Source organism: Sphingomonas sp. SP3 (assembly GCF_058514305.1).
The window spans coordinates 2277846-2295960 of the sequence record NZ_JBZSOE010000001.1 but is presented as its reverse complement, the minus strand read 5'-3'; the positions used below and the strand labels follow the sequence as shown (position 1 = coordinate 2295960).

Sequence of the window (18115 nt, the reverse complement as noted above, 5' to 3'; positions counted from 1 at the left end):
CGGCGGTGGCGGCGGCGGAGGCGGCGGTGGCGGCGGCTCCGTCGGTGGCGGCGGCGGCTGCGCTGGAGGCGGCGGAGGCGGAGGTGGCGGCGGTGGCGGCGGCGGCTCCGTCGGTGGCGGCGGTGGAGGCGGCGGCGGCGGTGGCGGCGGCGGAGGCGGCGGAGGAGGCGGCGGAGGCGGCGGAGGCGGCGGCGGTGGCGGCGGCGGTGGAGGCGGCGGCGTCCCCCCGGAATTCCCCTGGTTGCCCGGGTTGCCATTGTTGCCGCCACACGGATTGCCATTGCCCATCGCGCACGGGTCGCCCGGAGGAACATCGCCCGGCGGCGGTGGTGGCGGCGGCGGTGGTGGCGGCTCCGTCGGCGGCGGCGGCGGTGGTGGCGGCGGCGGCGGCGGTGGTGGCGGCGGAGGCGGCTCCGTCGGCGGCGGTGGCGGTGGAGGCGGTGGTGGTGGTGGTGGTGGCGGCGGCGGCGGCGGTGGCGGCGGTGGCGGCGGTGGCGGCGGCCCACCCGAATTTCCCTGGCTGCCCGAATTACCGTTGTTGCCACCGCACGGATTGCCGTTGCCCATCGCGCACGGATCGCCCGGAGGCACGCCGTCCGGCGGCCCGTTGCCGCTGCCCGGCGGCGGAGGCGGTGGAGGTGGTTCCGTCGGTGGCGGCGGAGGTGGCGGCGGCGGCGGCGGGGGCGCAAATCCGCCGGAATTGCCTTGATCGCCTAAGTTTCCATTGTTGCCGCCACAGGGGTTTCCATTGCCCATCGCGCACGGGTCACCCGGAGGAACGCCATCATGCGGCGAGCCGCCGGGATCGGCCGGCGGCCCTGCATCGGCCGGCGGCCCTGCATCGGCCGGCGGCCCCGCGTCCGGCGGCGGACCGTTGCCGTTCCCATTACCCGGACCCTGTGGCGGACCCGCGTCAGGCGGTGGACCCGGATCCTGTGGCGGTCCTGCACCGGCCGGCGGTCCTGCATCAGCGGGCGGACCCGCGTCAGGCGGTGGGCCGTTCCCATTGCCCGGATCTTGTGGCGGTCCTGCATCGGCCGGCGGACCCGCGTCAGGCGGGGGGCCATTATCGCCGCTACTGCCCGGGTTGGATGGGGGGCCAACATCCGCAGGCGGTCCATTGCCGTTGCCATTCCCGGGAGTTGATGGTGGTCCTGCATCGGGCGGTGGCCCGCCGCTATTACCAGAGCCGGGCGAGGACTCTGGCGCCGGTGGCGGACCACCGCCCGAATTTCCGTGATTAGCGCTGCTATTGCCGCTTGCCGTGAGCAGGATTGCGCCGTTCTCGACGCGCGCATGCTCGGCCGGCGGTGCGCCGCTGGAGGTCAGGAGAAGCTGTTCGACCGGGGACTGACCCGAAAGCCCAGGCGGCAGCGAGTTTAGGACTGACCCCGGATCGATGGTTCCGTCTTTGTCGTGACCCGAAGCAGGAGTCGAAGGAACGTCGATTCCAATGTCCAACGTGCCGCCGCCGGGGTGAGGGGCAGGCAACGAGGGGGGCGGTGCACCGGCCGGATTGTCCTGGTGGTTGCTGACCGGATCGGGAAGGCGCGGCGAAATGGGCGCGGCGAAGAGCGACGGCGTCAGGAGCGCTGCGGCTGCGCAAGCGCACAGAAGCATCCCGCGCCGCATGCGAGCCGAATTACAAAATTGGGATGCCACAGGCCCCATCTGCGCTCCTTATCGCCCCTAGGAGACGCGCACTGGTCGTTTGTCAGCGTAGTATCAGCCGAACGACGATTCCTCCCGTTACGCAAGCGGAATCGTTAAGTGGTTATACTATAATGGAAAACTAACCGACGGGCGATGGGCAATTGTGCCGCATTGAGACAGCGACTCGGCCGGAAAAGTAAACTTGTGATAAGAATTGGCTGGCTTCAGGGGCGTAAATTACCGCCATCGCGCCCTTAATCAGGTCGAGATGCGAGCCTGGATCTGCTGCTCTTGCCCTTCCCCATGACCCCATCCGCCGTCGGCCTCCCGAATGGCTTTCTCCATCTCGGCGAGCAGCCACTCCCGGAAGCGCTTGACCTTGGGCACCATGCGGCGCTCTTTCGGGTAGACCAGCCAATAGGCCCAGCCCCTCGCCGAAACGCGGTCGGGAAATGGCATCGAAAGTCGGGCGGCCGCCACGTCACCCTTCCACAACAAGGGTGTCAGAAGGGCGAACCCCTGACCGGCCATCGCGGCATGGCCTTCATTGGCTTGGTTCTCGAGCCGGATCCCGGGACGCTTCAGGACGGCCTCGTCAGCCGGCACGCCATTGTCGGAGAACCATTGCTGCCACCAATCGTCGCCGGGATTGATCAGATGCTGATGAGGGATATCCCGGGGATCAAGCTTGCGCCCGAGCCGCCGCTCAACCTCCGCAATGCACTCCGGGCTGGCCATAGGGGTGAAGCTCGACTCGAACAGTCGATATTCCTCCAGACCCTCCCAATTGCCGCCGCCGGCGCGGATAGCGACATCCGCGTCACCGCCTCGCAGGTCGCACAGTTCATTGCTGGTAGTGAGCCGGACAGCGAGATCGGTATGCTCCATTTGGAAAGCGCCAAGCCGCCACGCGAGCCAGGTGTTGGCGAAGGTATGCGTAGTCGAGATCGTCAGCAGGGACTCATCCTCTTGCCGATGACTCGCGAACGCAGCTTCAATGGCATCGAACGCGCCGGACAGAGCTGGCAGCAGCCGGGCGCCCAAAGGCGTAAGCCTCGCGCGGCCCTTTTCGCGCAAGAACAGCGGCGCCCCCAGCCTCTCTTCCAGGCTTTTGACCTGATAAGACACCGCGGCCTGGGTCATCCCCAGCTCGGCCGCGGCGGCGGTGAAATTCTCCGTTCGCGCCGCCGCCTCGAAGGCACGGATCGCAGCCAATGGTGGAAGCCGCCTCATAAGCTCAGTTCATAAGTTCAATTTATAGCATCTGTCGAGTGTTTGATTGGCGAAACGATCGCCGGATTTGTACATAGACTACCAGCCGCTGGCGGAGACGATCCCTCCCCTATCCAGCCCCCTTCGCCGGCGGCCCACAACAGGTAAAGGAAACCAAGCCATGACTTATGGCCTCAGCACCCGTGCGCCCAGTGAACAGGCGACCTTTCGGCGCTCGACGGCAAAGTCGTGGAAGGGCCTCGACGAAGCCCGTCGCCTGGCCCTGGTCGAGCGGGCACTCAACCCCGCCAACGATTTCTTCGACGCCTTCCCGGTGGCGCTTTGAAGCCCCCGCGCGAAACAGGAAAGGATGGTCACGATGATCGATGAAATGTTTGATCGCGGCTACCAGGCCGCACGCGCCGACATCAATGCCGGCCTTGCCGACGCCCTTGGCGGCTTCGGTCAAACCCTCGGCGAGAGCCTTCGGGTGCTGCATCGGATTGAATGGAGCGCTCCCTGGGCTCCAGCAAAGAAACGAGTTCGCCGCGCATAACGGCGCTTTCGGAGGAGCGCGGGTGCACGCCCCGCGCTCCTCTTTTTTGTCCAGCAAACAAGCTGCCCTGACCGAATTGCCGACACGAGTTGGCTCGCCTATAGCCCCCGCTCCTTTCCTTACCCTGGAGTGACGCTGACCGTGGCTCGCCGCCGCCAAATCTACGAAGGCAAGGCCAAGATCCTCTACGAGGGTCCCGAGCCGGGCACACTGATCCAATATTTCAAGGACGACGCGACTGCGTTCAACGCGCAGAAGCGCGGCACGATCAGCGGCAAGGGCGTTATCAACAATCGCATTTCCGAGCACGTATTCACGGCGCTAGCTGCGATCGGCGTGCCGACGCACTTCATTCGCCGGTTGAACATGCGCGAACAGCTGATTCGCCAAGTCGAGATCATTCCTATTGAGGTTGTCGTGCGCAACGTCGCCGCCGGCTCGCTGTCCAAGCGGCTCGGCATCGAGGAAGGCACTCAGCTGCCGCGGACGATCATCGAATATTACTACAAGGACGATGCGCTCGGCGACCCGATGATCGCGGACGAGCATATCGCCTGCTTCGGGTGGGCCACGCAGGACGAGATGAACGACATCGCCGACATGGCGATCCGCGTGAACGATTTCCTGTCGGGCATGTTCGCCGCGATCGGCATTCGGCTCGTGGACTTCAAACTCGAGTTCGGGCGGGTCTGGGACAATGATTACAGCCGTGTGATCCTGGCTGACGAGATCAGCCCCGACGGATGCCGGCTGTGGGACATCAAGACCAACCAGAAGCTCGACAAGGATCGCTTCCGGCAGGACCTCGGCGGCGTCGAGGAAGCCTATCAGGAAGTGGCGCGCCGCCTCGGCTTGCTTCAGCCCGAAGACGAAAGCGCTGTCCTGGACTTCGACCAGCACCGCAAGAAGCGCGGCAAGTAACTAGGATTCGATCACCTCAAAGTGGGTGACCTCGGGCTCGAGCTCGAGGAGATAGTCCGGATCGAAGTCGTAATATTTGGCCTTGGTCAGTTCATCGCCGGCGAAGCGCCGGATCGCGCCTAGGTCGTCCCACAGGGTGAACATTTCCACGTGAACCACGTCGCCCTCGCGCCGGTGCAGGCACCAGGCGCCGCGGTTCCCCTCGGTCGACCGATAGTCGGCCAGACCCACGTCCTTCATCAGCTTGAGATAATCCCGAGCCTTGGCCGCCGGGATTCGGCCGTGCCAGCGTCTTCCAATCATGAGCGACGTCCTCTTGCTAGACGTCCCCTAAGCCCGCATCTGCCTTAGCGATGAAGCGCGCCCGTGTCGTTACCTTGAATGCAGCGCTCGGGCCGCTCGATTATCGGGTGCCCGACGGCATGCCTGTCGAAGCGGGCGCAATCGTGGTTGCGCCACTGGGGCCGCGCCAGCTGCTGGGGGTGGCGTGGGAGCCTGACCGGCTGAAGACCGAGGAAGTCGGCGACAACCGCCTCCGGCCGCTCGCTGGCCTGATGGATGCACCGCCCATTTCCGCGCCGCTTCGCCGCCTGTGCGAGTGGACGGCGGATTATTACTTAAGCCCGCTCGCGTCGGTGTTGCGGATGGTCCTGCCCTCCTCCGCCGCGCTGGAGGGCCCGCGACAGCTCACCGAGTACCGGCCGACCGGCCTTGTGCCGGATCGCGTGACACCGCAACGCGAGAAGGCCCTCGCGGCGCTTGAAGGGCGGCAAGGCACGATCCGCGAGCTGGCCGACCAGGCCGAGGTGAGCGACAGCGTGATGCGCGGGCTCGTCAACGCGGGCGCGCTGGAAGCGGTGACGATCGATGCCGACCGCGCACTCGCCTGCCCTGACCCTGAATACGCGCCGCCTGAACTTAACGATGAGCAGCGCGATGCCGCGGCGAGCCTCGCCAAATCGATCGGCAAAGGCTTCGACCCGGTATTGCTGGATGGGGTCACAGGTTCGGGCAAAACCGAGGTCTATTTTGAAGCGATCGCGGAATGCCTGAGGCAGGGGCGTCAGGCCCTGGTGCTCCTTCCCGAAATCGCGCTGACCGAACCGTTCCTGCAACGGTTCGAGGCGCGCTTCGGCTGCCAGCCCGTGGCCTGGCACTCCGGGCTCCGTTCTTCACAGCGTCGTCGTGCCTGGCGCGGCATCGCCAGCGGCGAAGCCAAGGTGACCGTAGGCGCGCGCTCAGCGCTGTTCCTCCCCTACCCCAAGCTCGGGCTGATCGTCGTCGACGAAGCGCACGAGCCGAGCTTCAAGCAAGAGGACGGCGTCCAGTATCACGCCCGCGATACGGCGGTGATGCGCGGCCTCTTCGAAGAAATTCCGGTGATCCTGTCCTCTGCGACGCCGGCCATCGAAACCAGGCAGATGGTCGATGTCGGGCGCTACCGCGAAGTGAGCCTGCCCGAGCGGTTCGCGGGGGCGACTCTTCCGGTGATTCGCCCCATCGACCTTACGCAGGACCCGCCGCCGCGCGGGCACTGGCTCGCGCCTACGCTTGTCGCCGAACTCGAGGCGAATCTCGAGCGGGGCGAGCAATCGCTGCTGTTCCTCAACCGCCGCGGGTTCGCGCCGCTGACTTTGTGCCGGCACTGCGGGCATCGCTTCCAATGCCCGAACTGCACCGCCTGGATGGTCGAGCACCGGCTGATGCACCGCCTCGCCTGCCATCATTGCGGGCATGTGATGCCTCCGCCCAAGGCCTGTCCCGAGTGCGCCGAAGAAGACAGCCTCGTCGCCTGCGGACCGGGGGTCGAGCGCATCGCCGACGAGGTCGCGGAGCTGTTTCCGACCGCGCGAGCCGCCATCGTCACCTCGGACACCATCTGGTCGCCCTTGAAAGCGGCGGAGTTCGTCGGCGCGATGGATGCCGGCGCGATCGACATCGTCATCGGAACGCAGCTCGTCACGAAGGGATATCACTTCCCCAACCTGACATTGGTCGGGGTGGTCGATGCCGATCTTGGCCTCAGCGGCGGCGACCTGCGCGCAGCCGAGCGCAGTTTCCAGCAGATCCAACAGGTCGCCGGGCGTGCAGGACGCGGCGACAAGCCCGGCCGAGTCTTCGTTCAGACGCATGAGCCGGAGGCGCCTGTCATTGCCGCCCTCGTGAAAGGCGATGCGCCGGGCTTTTACGCGGCCGAGACCGAGGCGCGACGCGAGGCAGCGATGCCGCCGTTCGGACGGCTCGCGGCGATCATCGTGTCCGCGGAAGATGCATCCGAAGCGGAAGCGGTTGCGCGCCGTATCGGTCACGCTGCCCCTGAGGTCGAAGGGATGGTCGTGTTCGGACCCGCCCCCGCGCCATTGGCGATGCTCCGGGGCCGCCACCGCCAGCGCCTGCTGGTCCATGCGCGCCGAAGTCTCGACGTCCAGGACGTGATCCGCGACTGGCTCGCGGGCATCGAATGGAGCCCAAAGGTCCGGGTCAGCGTCGATGTCGATCCTTATAGTTTCCTCTGAAAAACCTCATGGATTGAAGGAGTTGATAAGCGTCCTAGCAAGCTGCTAAACAGGCTTGCCGAAGAGCGAGGGGATATGAGGGTAAAGTACTGCTGCCTGGCGGCAGCAATGGCGATCGCCGCCACGCCGGCGGACGCCGCTTGGCGGAAGTTCGAGACCGCGCATTTCATCATCTACAGCGAAAGCAGCGACAAGCGCGCCACGGAGCTGGCCACCGGCCTCGAGAAAATTGACGGGCTGATGCGCATGGCGACCGGCCTGCCGATGGATGACGAAGCGGTTAAAGTCCGGATCTACGAGATGGGCGACGAAGGCCAGGTCCAGGCTGCGCGCAGCGGAGACAATGAAGGTATCGCGGGCTTCTATTCCAGCAACGTGCTCGGTCCCTACGCCGTGACATTGCGGAAGGCCTATTCGGCCAGCGGTGACTTCACGGCTGAACTCGTCCTGCACCACGAATATGCGCACCATTTCATGCTGCAATATTTTCCGGCCGTATACCCGCCCTGGTATGTCGAAGGCTTTGCCGAGCTGATCGGAGCAAGCAAGGAATTGCCCGATGGCAAGATCGCCTATGGGTACCCGGCCAAGTATCGCGGAGACTATATCGCGACGGTCTGGGTTCCGGTTTCGGAAGTACTACTGAAGCCGCCCGAGAAGGTTCGCATGGACTGGTACGGCCAAGGTTGGGCGATGACGCACTTCTTCACCTTTTCGAAGGAGCGGGCGCCTCAGCTGCGGCAATATCTGACCGCCTTGACCGCCGGAAAATCATCGGCCGAAGCCGCCAAGGCGTTCGGCGACCTCGGCGAACTCAATCGCGAGGCGCACGTCTACATTTCGCGCGGCGGGTTCGATTACAAACCGATCAAGGTTCCCATCAAAGAGCCCGTCATCCAGCGCGAGACGCCAGTCTCCGCTGCGGAGGCAGCGCTGATCCCGGAAACGATCGCGTTCAACGACGCCGACGTGAACGAATACCGGAAGGCCAGCGATCGTGAGATCGAGCGCAAAAAGCGCGCCGAGGTACTCGGCCAGATCCGGCGAAAAGCGGCGCAATATGCGAACGATCCTTACGCGCTTTACCTCCTAGGCGAGGCGGAAAAGGCCAGCGGCAACGCGGGGGCGGCCGAGCAGGCGGTCGATCGCTTGCTCGCCGTGCAGCCCTCGAATGCCGGCGGAATGAGCCTCAAATCCTTGCTGGTTGCGCAGCGGGCCATGACCATGGCCGGCGAGGCGCGGTTACAGGCAGCGGCGGAAGCACGGCGTCTCGCGATGGCCGCGAACAAGGCCGATCCCGACAATCCGCAGACTTACGTTGCCTTCTACCAAGGGTTTAAGGCGACTGGCGCCAGGGTGCCGGCGAATGCAGTTGAGGGCTTGGCCGTAGCTGTCGAGAAGCTGCCGGGCGACAGCGGCGTGAGGCAAATGCTCGTCGATGAGTATGCCGATGAAGGGCAATATGGAGCGGCAATCGCGATGCTCATTCCCATCGCCAACGATCCGCATGAGTCGCCGCTTCGGCAAGCGGCGCGGGAACAATTGGCGGCGCTCCAGGCAAAACTCTCCAGTCAGACCAAGCCGGCAAGCTCAGGAAAATAGGTCGCTAGCGCGCGTCGGCGGTCCGGCGGTGCGCCCACATCGGATTTCTTAGTTCGCCTTTGCGGATCGCGCGCCAGAGCAACCAGATTCCGGCCGCCGTTGCCACGACCATTGCGATCACCGAAGCTTCGAGGCCGAAGCCGCCTCCAGTCAAAAGCGGATTGCAGCATAGCCGGGCATCTACAATGCCGTGAACTTCAGTGCCGGACACCGGGATATCGAACACCTCACCCTGCGTGAAATTCCACGCGGCATGGAGGCCCATCGGCAGCCACAGGCTGCGCGTCAGCATATAAGCGGCGCCGAGCATTACGCCCGCCTCGAACGCAATCCCGATAGCGCCGATCCAGGTCGCGTTTGGGTTTCCAAGATGCGTTGCGCCGAAGAAAGCCGAGGTCAGCAGCAGGGCGAGCCAGCTGCCTCCGAACTGCTCAATCCAACGGAACAGGATGCCGCGGAAGAACATCTCCTCCGTTACCGCGGCGCCTATGGTCGGTACGATCAACGCCCCGAGCAGGCCGTTCAAGCTGCCGATGCCGACGATCCGATAGATGCCGAGCGCGCCGGCAATGGCGACGGCTATGGAGAAGATAACCACCCCTCCAACCAACCCCAGGAGGAGGTGCCGCGCCCATTTCGGGTCGCGGAAATCGTTGCGTTTCGGCTCGCCCAGCCTGGCGATGACGAAGATATAGAGCGCGAGCAGGATCGGCACGGCGACCAGGTAGAGTTTCATCTGCAAGTCGAGGCCGGGCACCGCCGGGATCAGATATTTCACAATGGCGACGGCGGCGATGACGCCGAGGATGAAGACACCTGCGGCGATGAGCATCGCCACCAGCGGGAAATCGACAATCTTCCGCCACAGCGGCTTATCGCCGCTCACTGTCGCCTCGCTCGCCATGCGCTCCTCCCCGGTTTTCGGCAGTTGGAGCCGACCGGAGAGGCAGCGGCAAGCGCTTATTCGACCAGCGGCAGCTCCGGCGACGCCGACGTGTGACCTTCGGCCGCGAGCAGCTGGCGCTTGCGGTCGAGCCCGCCGGCATAACCGCCGAGCGTGCCGTCGCTGCGGATCACGCGATGGCACGGGATCAGCACCGCGACGTGATTGTCGCCATTGGCCGTGCCGACCGCGCGGACCGCCTTGGGCTGGCCGATCGCCGCGGCGATCTCGGCATAGCTGCGGGTTTCGCCGAGCGGGATCTTGCGCAGCTCCCGCCACACCGCTTCCTGGAAGGCCGTGCCGGCGACATCGATCGGCAATTCATGCGCCATGGAGGGGCGTTCGATCGCCGTCAGCGCGCCTTCGACGAGATCCTTGAGCCCGCCTTCGTCCTTGAGGACGGTTGCCCGGGGGAACAGCCGGCGCAGCGATTCCTCGCTGTCGTCGAAGGTCAGCCGGCAGATTCCCTTGGACGTGGCGGCGATCAGCATCGGGCCGATCGGGCTGTCGAAACTGGTCCAGCGGATAGTTTCGCCACGCCCGCCGTCGCGCCATGCCGATGGGGTCATGCCGAGCCGCTCCTTTGCATCGCTGTAAAATCCGCTCGGGCTCGAATAGCCCGCTTCGTAGACCGCGTCGGTAACCCGCTCGTTGACCTTGAGCGCAGTTTCGGTGCGGCGGTTGCGAAGCCCGCGCGCATATTCGGCCGGCGACACGCCAAGATCGCGCTTGAACAGGCGTTGGAAATGGTGCGGGGCATATCCCACCGCATCCGCCAGTTCCTGAAGGTTGGGCGTTTCTTCGGCCTGCTCGATGATCTTGATGGCCTTTGCCACCGCTTCGCGGTCGCGCCCAACCTCGTCGGGCTTGCACCGCAGGCACGGCCGGTAGCCGGCCGCACGAGCCTCTTCCGCGCTCGTGTAGAACGTCACGTTCTCGCGCTTGGGCCGGCGCGCCGGACAGCTCGGCTTGCAGTAAATGCCCGTGGTGTGGACGGCGCCGAAGATCTTGCCGTCCCAACTCCGATCGCGGCGCATGAACGCTGCCCAGGCAGTGTCGGCATCAAGGCGCGAGACATTGTCCATCATCGTCGATCTAGGCGCCACAATATCATGTGCAAGGCTGGCCATGTCAGTTCCTTTCGATGCGCGCGGAGAAGCAGCCACGGGTCGCATTGTGCGCGTGGATCGTCTCGATCTCGGGGTTGGCGAAAAGCTGGCGGATGCCTGCGTCGGCGCCGCCCGGCTGGGTCAGGATCGCGTCGGCCATCATACCGTCGGCATCGAATCCACGGAGCGAGAGGATCCGCTTCTCGAACACGGGCGGAACCTGGTCGACATATTCGGCCGGCTGCTCATCCGCCTCGGTAACGAAGATGGCGTGGCTCGCGCGATAGGGATTGGCGACGTCGTGGCTGACGTGGTTGACCAGCAGCACCTTCTCGCCCAGCGCGCGGTCCGTCAGGCTGACGCGGCACGGAAAGGTCGGATCGGCCACGGTCATCCGTACCGCGCCACGCTCCGCCAGTTCATCGTCGGTGAGGCCGAACAGAGGCCGATATGGCGTGGGGTCCATTCCCTTGATTCGGTAGGCCATGTTGAAATCTCACCTTTCGTTGTGAGGGCCTTTTGCCGCAGGGCGCGTGACATGGCTTCCGCTGCCTTGCGTTCAAACAAGAACTGGTCGTTTCACGAGGGCGATCTCGACAGCGAGGACGTCGGCTCGCTGCTCGATTTCCACTTCAGCGAGATGCGCGCCACTTCTCCGCCCGAGGCATGCCATGTGCTCCCGGCCGATGGCCTGCGGGATCCGTCGGTAACCTTCTGGTCTGTCCGGGACGATGGCGTGCTGGCCGGCATCGGAGCGCTCAAGGAATTGAGCCACGACCATGGCGAGGTGAAGTCGATGCGGACGGTCCCTGATGCGCTCGGCAAGGGCGTCGGACGGGCCGTGCTTCATCACATCGTGGCCCAGGCCCAATGGCGCGGTTATCGGCGCCTGAGCCTCGAGACCGGAAGCACCGAGCCGTTCGCGGCGGCGCTCCGGCTATACGAGAGCGAGGGCTTTACGCCGACCGGGCCGTTCGGTGCCTATTCCGACACTCCATTCACGCGCTTTTTCACGCGCGAAATCTGAGGTCTGCGACGCAGGCGGTTGCATCGCCGCGCACCCCTTGCTAGGGGCCGCGCAACCGATGGGGGCGTACGGGGATAACCCGTTTCAGCGCCCCGTTTTTGCATCGGGGCAATTCCAGTTCTGGAGCTTAAAAGCGCGTGGAGACATCCGGCGGCATTCGGGCCAGCTTAGCAGGGCGATACGCCTCGGCTTTGTTCGATCTTGCCCGTGACCAGCGGCAGATCGATTCCGTCAGCCGGAGCCTAGAAGCGCTCGGCCAGGCCCTGCTCGATTCCAAAGAATTTGCCGAGCTGATTGCGAGCCCCCTGGTCAGCCGCGACGAGGCCGGCAAGGCGTTCGCCTCGCTCGCACCGAAACTCCAACTCGATCCGATCACGACCAACTTCGTCGGCGTCCTTGCCCGCAACGGGCGCAAGAACGCGCTCGGCCCGGTGATCCGCGCTTTCCGCCGGCTTGCTTCCGAGCATCGCGGCGAAACGACCGCTGAGGTCATCACCGCCCGGCCGTTGAATGACGATCAGATGGCCGCGCTCAAGACGCAGCTTCGTGCCCGCGCCGGCCGCGATGTCGCTATCGAGGCGACGGTCGACCCCCAAATCCTCGGCGGAATCGTCGTAAAGCTGGGTAGCCAGCAGGTCGACGCGTCGATCCGTACCAAACTCAACCGTCTCGCATCCGCGATGAAAGGCTAAGACAGACCCATGGATATCCGCGCCGCTGAAATCTCCCGCGTCATCCGCGACCAGATCGCGAATTTCTCGGCTGACGCAGAAGTCTCCGAAGTCGGCACTGTGCTGTCGGTCGGCGATGGCATCGCCCGCATCTACGGGCTCGACAATGTCCAGGCGGGCGAGATGGTCGAGTTCGCAAACGGCACCAAGGGCATGGCGCTCAACCTCGAGGCCGACAACGTCGGCGTCGTGATCTTCGGCTCGGACTCTGACATTTCCGAAGGCTCGACGGTCAAGCGCACCGGCACCATCGTTGACGTTCCGATCGGCAAGGCGCTGCTCGGCCGCGTTGTCGACGCCCTCGGAAACCCGATCGACGGCAAGGGCCCGATCGAGACAACCGAACGCCGCCGCGTCGAAGTGAAAGCGCCCGGCATCATCCCGCGCAAGTCGGTGCACGAGCCCGTCCAGACCGGTCTCAAGGCCCTGGACGCACTCGTCCCGATTGGCCGCGGCCAGCGCGAGCTGATCATCGGCGACCGCCAGACCGGCAAGACCGCCGTCGCGCTCGACACCTTCATCAACCAGAAGGAAGTGAACAAGAGCGGCAAGGAGAGCGAAAAGCTCTACTGCATCTACGTCGCGATCGGCCAGAAGCGCTCGACCGTCGCGCAGATCGTCCGCGCGCTCGAAGAGAATGGCGCGATGGAATATTCGATCGTCGTCGCCGCGACCGCGTCCGAGCCGGCGCCGCTGCAGTTCCTCGCACCCTACACCGGCTGCGCGATGGGCGAATATTTCCGCGACAACGGCATGCACGCGGTCATCGTTTACGACGATCTTTCGAAGCAGGCCGTCGCCTACCGCCAGATGTCGCTCCTGCTGCGCCGTCCGCCGGGCCGCGAAGCCTATCCGGGCGACGTGTTCTATCTCCACAGCCGCTTGCTCGAGCGCGCCGCCAAGATGAACGAGGACAATGGCGGCGGGTCGCTTACCGCGCTGCCGGTCATCGAGACCCAGGCGGGCGACGTGTCGGCCTACATCCCGACCAACGTGATTTCGATCACCGACGGCCAGATCTTCCTCGAGACCGACCTGTTCTACCAGGGCATCCGCCCGGCGATTAACGTCGGCCTTTCGGTCAGCCGCGTCGGCTCCGCCGCGCAGACCAAGGCGATGAAGAAGGTCGCCGGCTCGATCAAGCTCGAGCTCGCGCAGTACCGCGAAATGGCGGCGTTCGCGCAGTTCGGCTCAGACCTCGACGCCTCGACCCAAAAGCTGCTTGCCCGCGGCGCTCGCTTGACCGAGCTCCTGAAGCAGGGACAGTTCCAGCCGATGCCGGTCGAAGAGCAGGTCGCTTCGATCTACGCAGGTACGCAGGGCTTCCTCGACGCGGTCGATACCAAGGACGTGGTTCGCTACGAGGCTGCGATGCTGAGCTACCTCCGCTCGGACAAGCCGAAGATCTTGGCCAAGATCCGCGACACCAAGGCGCTCGACGACGACACCGCCAAGGAGCTCAAGGACGCGCTGACCGCTTTTGGGAAGCAGTTCGCCTAACCATGGCTTCGCTCAAGGCCCTCAAGCTTCGCATCGGCTCGGTGAAGTCGACGCAGAAGATCACCAAGGCGATGAAGATGGTCGCCGCGGCGAAGCTGCGCCGTGCGCAGCAGAACGCCGAGGCGGGCCGTCCCTATTCGTCGCGGATGACGGACGTCGTGCAGTCGCTCGCGAGCCGGGTGACCGCGAGCCCGAATGCGCCGAAGCTCCTCGCCGGCACTGGCAAGGACAACACGCACCTGATCGTGCTCGCGACCGCCGACCGCGGCCTCGCCGGTGCGTTCAGCAGCAACGTCGTCCGCGCCGCGCGCCGCAAAGCCGAGGAGCTCGAGGCGCAGGGCAAGACGGTCCTGTTCTACATCGTCGGCCGCAAAGGCCGCCCGGTGATCCAGCGGCTCTACCCCAAGAGCATCGTCGCCCAGTACGACACCAGCGAGATGAAGGCGCCGACCTACGCCGACGCCCAGGCGATCGCGAAGGACCTCGTCGACCGCTACACGACCGACGGCATCGACATCGTGCATCTCGCCTACGCCAATTTCCGCTCGACCCTGGTCCAGGAACCGACGGTCGATCAAATCATCCCGGTGGCGGTGAAGGGTGGCGAAACTGCCGCGACGACCGCCAAGGCCGGTCCCCCGGCGGCAGTCGAGTATGAGCCGGACGAGGAAGAAATCCTCGCCGACCTGCTGCCGCGAAACATCGCCGTGCAGATCTATCGCGCGCTGCTCGAGAACCAGGCCGGTTTCTACGGATCGCAGATGACCGCGATGGACAATGCGACGCGCAATGCCGGCGACATGATCAATCGCCTGTCGATCCAGTATAATCGCCAGCGCCAGGCGGCGATCACCACCGAACTCGTTGAAATCATCTCGGGCGCCGAGGCGCTCTAACCCGACTGAAGGCAAGGAAAACGAACATGGCCACCGCCGCCCCTGAGACGAAGCCCCGCAAGAAAGCCGCCGCCAAGGCTGCTGCGCCCGCGACTCCCAAGGCTCCCGCGAAGACCAGCAACATCACCGGCCGCGTCAGCCAGGTGATCGGCGCCGTCGTCGACGTCGCGTTCGAAGGCGACCTGCCGCCGATCCTGTCGGCGCTCGAGACGGACAATGGCGGCAATCGCCTGGTCCTCGAAGTCGCCCAGCACCTCGGCGAGAACGTCGTTCGCACCATCGCGATGGACTCGACCGACGGCCTGACGCGCGGCCAGACGGTCAATTCCACCGGTTCCCAGATCCGCGTGCCCGTCGGTCCGAAGACCCTCGGCCGCATCATGAACGTTATTGGCGAGCCGATCGACGAGCGCGGCCCCATCGGCAGCGACATGTCCGCTCCGATCCACGCCGAAGCCCCGGCCTTCGTTGACCAGTCGACCGAAGCGGCGATCCTGGTCACCGGCATCAAGGTCATCGACCTGCTCGCGCCTTACGCCAAGGGCGGCAAGATCGGCCTGTTCGGCGGCGCCGGCGTCGGCAAGACCGTGCTCATCCAGGAACTGATCAACAACATCGCCAAGGGCCACGGCGGCGTCAGCGTGTTCGCCGGCGTCGGTGAGCGCACGCGCGAAGGGAACGACCTCTATCACGAGTTCCTCGATGCGGGCGTCATCGCCAAGGACGCCGACGGCAACCCGACGCCGGAAGGCTCCAAGGTTGCCCTCGTGTTTGGCCAGATGAACGAGCCGCCGGGCGCCCGCGCCCGCGTTGCGCTGTCGGGCCTGACCCAGGCGGAATATTTCCGCGACCAGGAAGGCCAGGACGTCCTCTTCTTCGTCGACAACATCTTCCGCTTCACTCAGGCAGGTTCGGAAGTGTCGGCGCTGCTCGGCCGTATTCCTTCCGCGGTCGGTTACCAGCCGACCCTGTCGACCGACATGGGCGCGCTTCAGGAGCGCATCACCTCGACCAACAAGGGTTCGATCACCTCTGTGCAGGCCATTTACGTGCCGGCCGACGACTTGACCGACCCGGCGCCGGCAACCTCCTTCGCCCACTTGGACGCGACGACGACATTGAGCCGCGCGATTTCCGAGCTCGGCATCTACCCGGCCGTCGATCCGCTCGACTCCGTCAGCCGCGTGCTGACCCCGGCGGTCGTCGGCCAGGAGCATTACGAGGTTGCTCGTAAGGTTCAGGAGACGCTGCAGAAGTACAAGTCGCTGCAGGACATCATCGCCATCCTCGGCATGGACGAGCTGTCGGAAGAAGATAAGCTGGTCGTGGCCCGCGCCCGTAAGATCCAGCGCTTCCTGTCGCAGCCGTTCCACGTCGCCGAAGTGTTCACCGGCATCCCCGGCAAGTTCGTGCAGGTCGAAGACACGGTCCGCTCGTTCAAGGCGGTCGTCGACGGTGAGTATGACCACCTTCCGGAAGCGGCTTTCTACATGGTCGGCGGCATCGACGAAGCGGTCGCCAAGGCCGAGAAGCTCGCGCAGGAGGCGTAATTGGCCGACTTGCACTTCGAGCTGGTCACGCCGGACAAGCTGGTGATGGCGGATGACGTCCACATGGTCGTCATCCCCGGCACCGAGGGCCAATCAGGCATCATGGCTGGCCATGCCCCTTACATGACGACGCTCAAGAACGGCGAAATCGCGGTCTATCGCAGCGCCGCCGCGCAGCCGGAGCTGATCTCGGTTACTGGCGGCTTTGCCGAAGTTGGCGAAAACGGCCTTACCGTGCTTGCGGAGAGCGCCGGAGCCTAAGACCGTCGCCGCTAACTTAACGAAGTTAGCTTTTTCGAAGGGTTTCTTCCTTATTCACCACCGCGTTCTGCGGAATAAGGTGAGTAGGCCTAGATGAGCGCATTCGGTAAGCGTGGCGGAATCGGTGGTGCGCGCCCGAGCTTCGGCGTTGCGAAGCCGATGAAGAGCGGCCCTGGCGGCTCAGCGGCCAGCACGTCCGCGGCCTTCGATGGCGGCGACCAGTTCCCGCCACTCGAAGAGCTCAACCAGCCCGCGGAAATTCCCACCGGAAGCGAAGACGGCGGCGCTTCCGCGTCCGAGTCCGGCGGCGCGATGGACCGCCTTACCCAGCGCCAGAATGCGAGCGGTGAACAGGGCAGCAGCAAGGCCGAGGGCTTCGAAGCATCGGTCCACAAGATCAAGGAGCAAGTGCTTCCTCGCCTGCTCGAGCGCGTCGACCCGGAAGCCGCGGCGACCCTCAACAAGGACGAGCTGGCGGAAGAATTCCGCCCGATCATCTCCGAGGTCCTCAATGAGCTGAAGATCAACCTCAACCGTCGCGAGCAATTCGCGCTCGAGAAGGTGCTGGTCGACGAGCTTCTCGGCCTTGGCCCGCTCGAGGAGCTGCTCGCCGACCCCGCCGTCAGCGACATCATGGTCAATGGCCCGGAGCAAACCTACATCGAGCGCAAGGGCAAGCTGGAGATCGCACAGATCCAGTTCCGCGACGAAGAGCACCTGTTCCAGATCGCCCAGCGCATCGTGAACAAGGTCGGCCGCCGCATCGACCAGACCAGTCCGCTCTGCGACGCCCGCCTTCAGGACGGCAGCCGCGTCAACGTGATCATTCCGCCGCTCTCGCTTCGCGGGACCGCCATCTCAATTCGTAAATTCTCCGAGAAGCCTATCACGCTCGACATGATGAAGGGCTTCGGCTCGATGTCGGACAAGATGGCGACGGTGCTCAAGATCGCCGGCGCCTCTCGCATGAACGTGATCATCTCGGGCGGTACCGGCTCGGGTAAGACGACGATGCTGAACGCGTTGTCGAAGATGATCGACCCGGGCGAGCGCGTGATCACGATCGAAGACGCGGCCGAGCTTCGGCTTCAGCAGCCGCACTGGCTGCCGCTGGAAACCCGCCCGCCGAACCTTGAGGGCCAGGGTGCGATTACCATTCGCGACCTCGTCATCAACGCGCTGCGTATGCGCCCCGACCGGATCATCCTGGGCGAAATCCGCGGCCAGGAGTGTTTCGACCTCTTGGCGGCGATGAACACGGGCCACGACGGCTCGATGGCCACGCTCCACTCCAACTCCCCGCGCGAATGCCTCGCCCGTATGGAGAACATGGTGATGATGGGCGACATCAAGATCCCGAAGGAGGCGATCAGCCGCCAGATCGCGGACTCTGTCGACCTGATCGTCCAGGTGAAGCGCCTGCGCGACGGCTCGCGCCGCACCACCAACGTCACCGAGGTCATCGGCATGGAGGGCGAGGTCATCGTCACCCAGGAGCTGTTCAAGTTCGAATATCTCGACGAAAGCGCCGACGGAAAGATCATCGGCGAATATCGGTCGATGGGGCTGCGCCCCTACACGCTGGAAAAGGCCAAGCAGTTCGGCTTCGACCAGCCCTACCTCGAAGCCTGCCTCTAA

Annotated in this window: 18 protein-coding genes and 1 pseudogene; 13 read left to right on the top strand and 6 right to left on the bottom strand. The window is 64.8% G+C overall.

Translation table 11 applies throughout. The annotated features are described in order from the left end of the window. Positions 1–709 (top strand): annotated as a pseudogene (locus tag AC4K8G_RS12020) (hypothetical protein); the annotation flags it as partial. A gap of 4 nt (positions 710–713) precedes the next feature. Here the strand turns inward: AC4K8G_RS12020 and AC4K8G_RS12015 are convergent. After that, positions 714–1067: a hypothetical protein gene (locus AC4K8G_RS12015; RefSeq protein WP_491734374.1), complete on the bottom strand. Its 354-nt coding sequence runs from the start codon at positions 1065–1067 to the stop codon at positions 714–716. A gap of 844 nt (positions 1068–1911) precedes the next feature. Beyond that, on the bottom strand, positions 1912–2886 hold the full coding sequence (locus AC4K8G_RS12010; RefSeq protein WP_491734373.1) for a LysR substrate-binding domain-containing protein: 975 nt from the start codon (positions 2884–2886) through the stop codon (positions 1912–1914). Positions 2887–3046: 160 nt separating this feature from the next. Here AC4K8G_RS12010 and AC4K8G_RS12005 point away from each other — a divergent pair, with 160 nt between their 5' ends. From AC4K8G_RS12005 to purC, 3 genes are all read left to right on the top strand, one after another. After that, the gene (locus AC4K8G_RS12005; RefSeq protein WP_491734372.1) at positions 3047–3211 is read left to right on the top strand and encodes a hypothetical protein; all 165 of its coding nucleotides are present in this window, start codon (positions 3047–3049) and stop codon (positions 3209–3211) included. 24 nt (positions 3212–3235) lie between these two features. Then, positions 3236–3421, top strand: a complete 186-nt coding sequence (locus tag AC4K8G_RS12000) for a hypothetical protein (RefSeq protein ID WP_491734371.1) — start codon at positions 3236–3238, stop codon at positions 3419–3421. A gap of 141 nt (positions 3422–3562) precedes the next feature. Then, positions 3563–4342, top strand: coding sequence for a phosphoribosylaminoimidazolesuccinocarboxamide synthase (gene purC, locus AC4K8G_RS11995; protein ID WP_491734462.1), 780 nt, complete (start codon positions 3563–3565; stop codon positions 4340–4342). Here purC and AC4K8G_RS11990 read toward each other — a convergent pair whose 3' ends face one another. After that, positions 4343–4645 carry a hypothetical protein gene (locus tag AC4K8G_RS11990; protein WP_491734370.1) on the bottom strand — a complete coding sequence of 101 codons (303 nt, stop codon included), beginning with the start codon at positions 4643–4645 and terminating at the stop codon, positions 4343–4345. Between the two features lie 50 nt (positions 4646–4695). On the opposite strand from AC4K8G_RS11990, the gene AC4K8G_RS11985 reads away from it, so the two are divergent. Together AC4K8G_RS11985 and AC4K8G_RS11980 are read left to right on the top strand one after the other, a co-directional pair. Further along, entirely contained in the window at positions 4696–6858 is a 2163-nt protein-coding gene (locus AC4K8G_RS11985) for a primosomal protein N' (protein ID WP_491734369.1), read from the top strand. 108 nt (positions 6859–6966) lie between these two features. Continuing rightward, the gene (locus AC4K8G_RS11980) at positions 6967–8460 is read left to right on the top strand and encodes a tetratricopeptide repeat protein (RefSeq protein ID WP_491734368.1); all 1494 of its coding nucleotides are present in this window, start codon (positions 6967–6969) and stop codon (positions 8458–8460) included. A gap of 4 nt (positions 8461–8464) precedes the next feature. On the opposite strand, the gene AC4K8G_RS11975 is transcribed toward AC4K8G_RS11980, so the two are convergent. The 3 genes from AC4K8G_RS11975 to AC4K8G_RS11965 are packed head-to-tail and all read right to left on the bottom strand — an operon-like array spanning position 8465 to position 10999. After that, the gene (locus AC4K8G_RS11975) at positions 8465–9364 is read right to left on the bottom strand and encodes a CPBP family intramembrane glutamic endopeptidase (protein WP_491734367.1); all 900 of its coding nucleotides are present in this window, start codon (positions 9362–9364) and stop codon (positions 8465–8467) included. 56 nt (positions 9365–9420) lie between these two features. After that, complete coding sequence (locus AC4K8G_RS11970; protein WP_491734461.1) at positions 9421–10488, bottom strand: bifunctional transcriptional activator/DNA repair enzyme AdaA; 1068 nt, start codon at positions 10486–10488, stop codon at positions 9421–9423. A gap of 46 nt (positions 10489–10534) precedes the next feature. Then, a complete protein-coding gene (locus AC4K8G_RS11965) occupies positions 10535–10999 on the bottom strand; it encodes a DUF1203 domain-containing protein (RefSeq protein ID WP_491734366.1) in 465 nt (154 codons plus the stop codon). A gap of 51 nt (positions 11000–11050) precedes the next feature. Here AC4K8G_RS11965 and AC4K8G_RS11960 point away from each other — a divergent pair, with 51 nt between their 5' ends. From AC4K8G_RS11960 to AC4K8G_RS11930, 7 genes are all read left to right on the top strand, one after another. Continuing rightward, positions 11051–11539: a GNAT family N-acetyltransferase gene (locus AC4K8G_RS11960; RefSeq protein ID WP_491734365.1), complete on the top strand. Its 489-nt coding sequence runs from the start codon at positions 11051–11053 to the stop codon at positions 11537–11539. A gap of 137 nt (positions 11540–11676) precedes the next feature. Beyond that, a complete protein-coding gene (locus AC4K8G_RS11955; RefSeq protein ID WP_491734364.1) occupies positions 11677–12231 on the top strand; it encodes a F0F1 ATP synthase subunit delta in 555 nt (184 codons plus the stop codon). A 9-nt stretch (positions 12232–12240) separates the two neighbouring features. Next, a complete protein-coding gene (gene atpA, locus AC4K8G_RS11950) occupies positions 12241–13770 on the top strand; it encodes a F0F1 ATP synthase subunit alpha (protein ID WP_491734363.1) in 1530 nt (509 codons plus the stop codon). A gap of 2 nt (positions 13771–13772) precedes the next feature. Then, complete coding sequence (locus AC4K8G_RS11945; protein WP_491734362.1) at positions 13773–14666, top strand: F0F1 ATP synthase subunit gamma; 894 nt, start codon at positions 13773–13775, stop codon at positions 14664–14666. Positions 14667–14692: 26 nt separating this feature from the next. Next, positions 14693–16216, top strand: coding sequence for a F0F1 ATP synthase subunit beta (gene atpD / locus AC4K8G_RS11940; RefSeq protein WP_491734361.1), 1524 nt, complete (start codon positions 14693–14695; stop codon positions 16214–16216). After that, complete coding sequence (locus AC4K8G_RS11935) at positions 16217–16477, top strand: ATP synthase F1 subunit epsilon (RefSeq protein WP_491734360.1); 261 nt, start codon at positions 16217–16219, stop codon at positions 16475–16477. It abuts the gene before it with no gap. 93 nt (positions 16478–16570) lie between these two features. Continuing rightward, positions 16571–18115, top strand: coding sequence for a TadA family conjugal transfer-associated ATPase (locus AC4K8G_RS11930; protein WP_491734359.1), 1545 nt, complete (start codon positions 16571–16573; stop codon positions 18113–18115).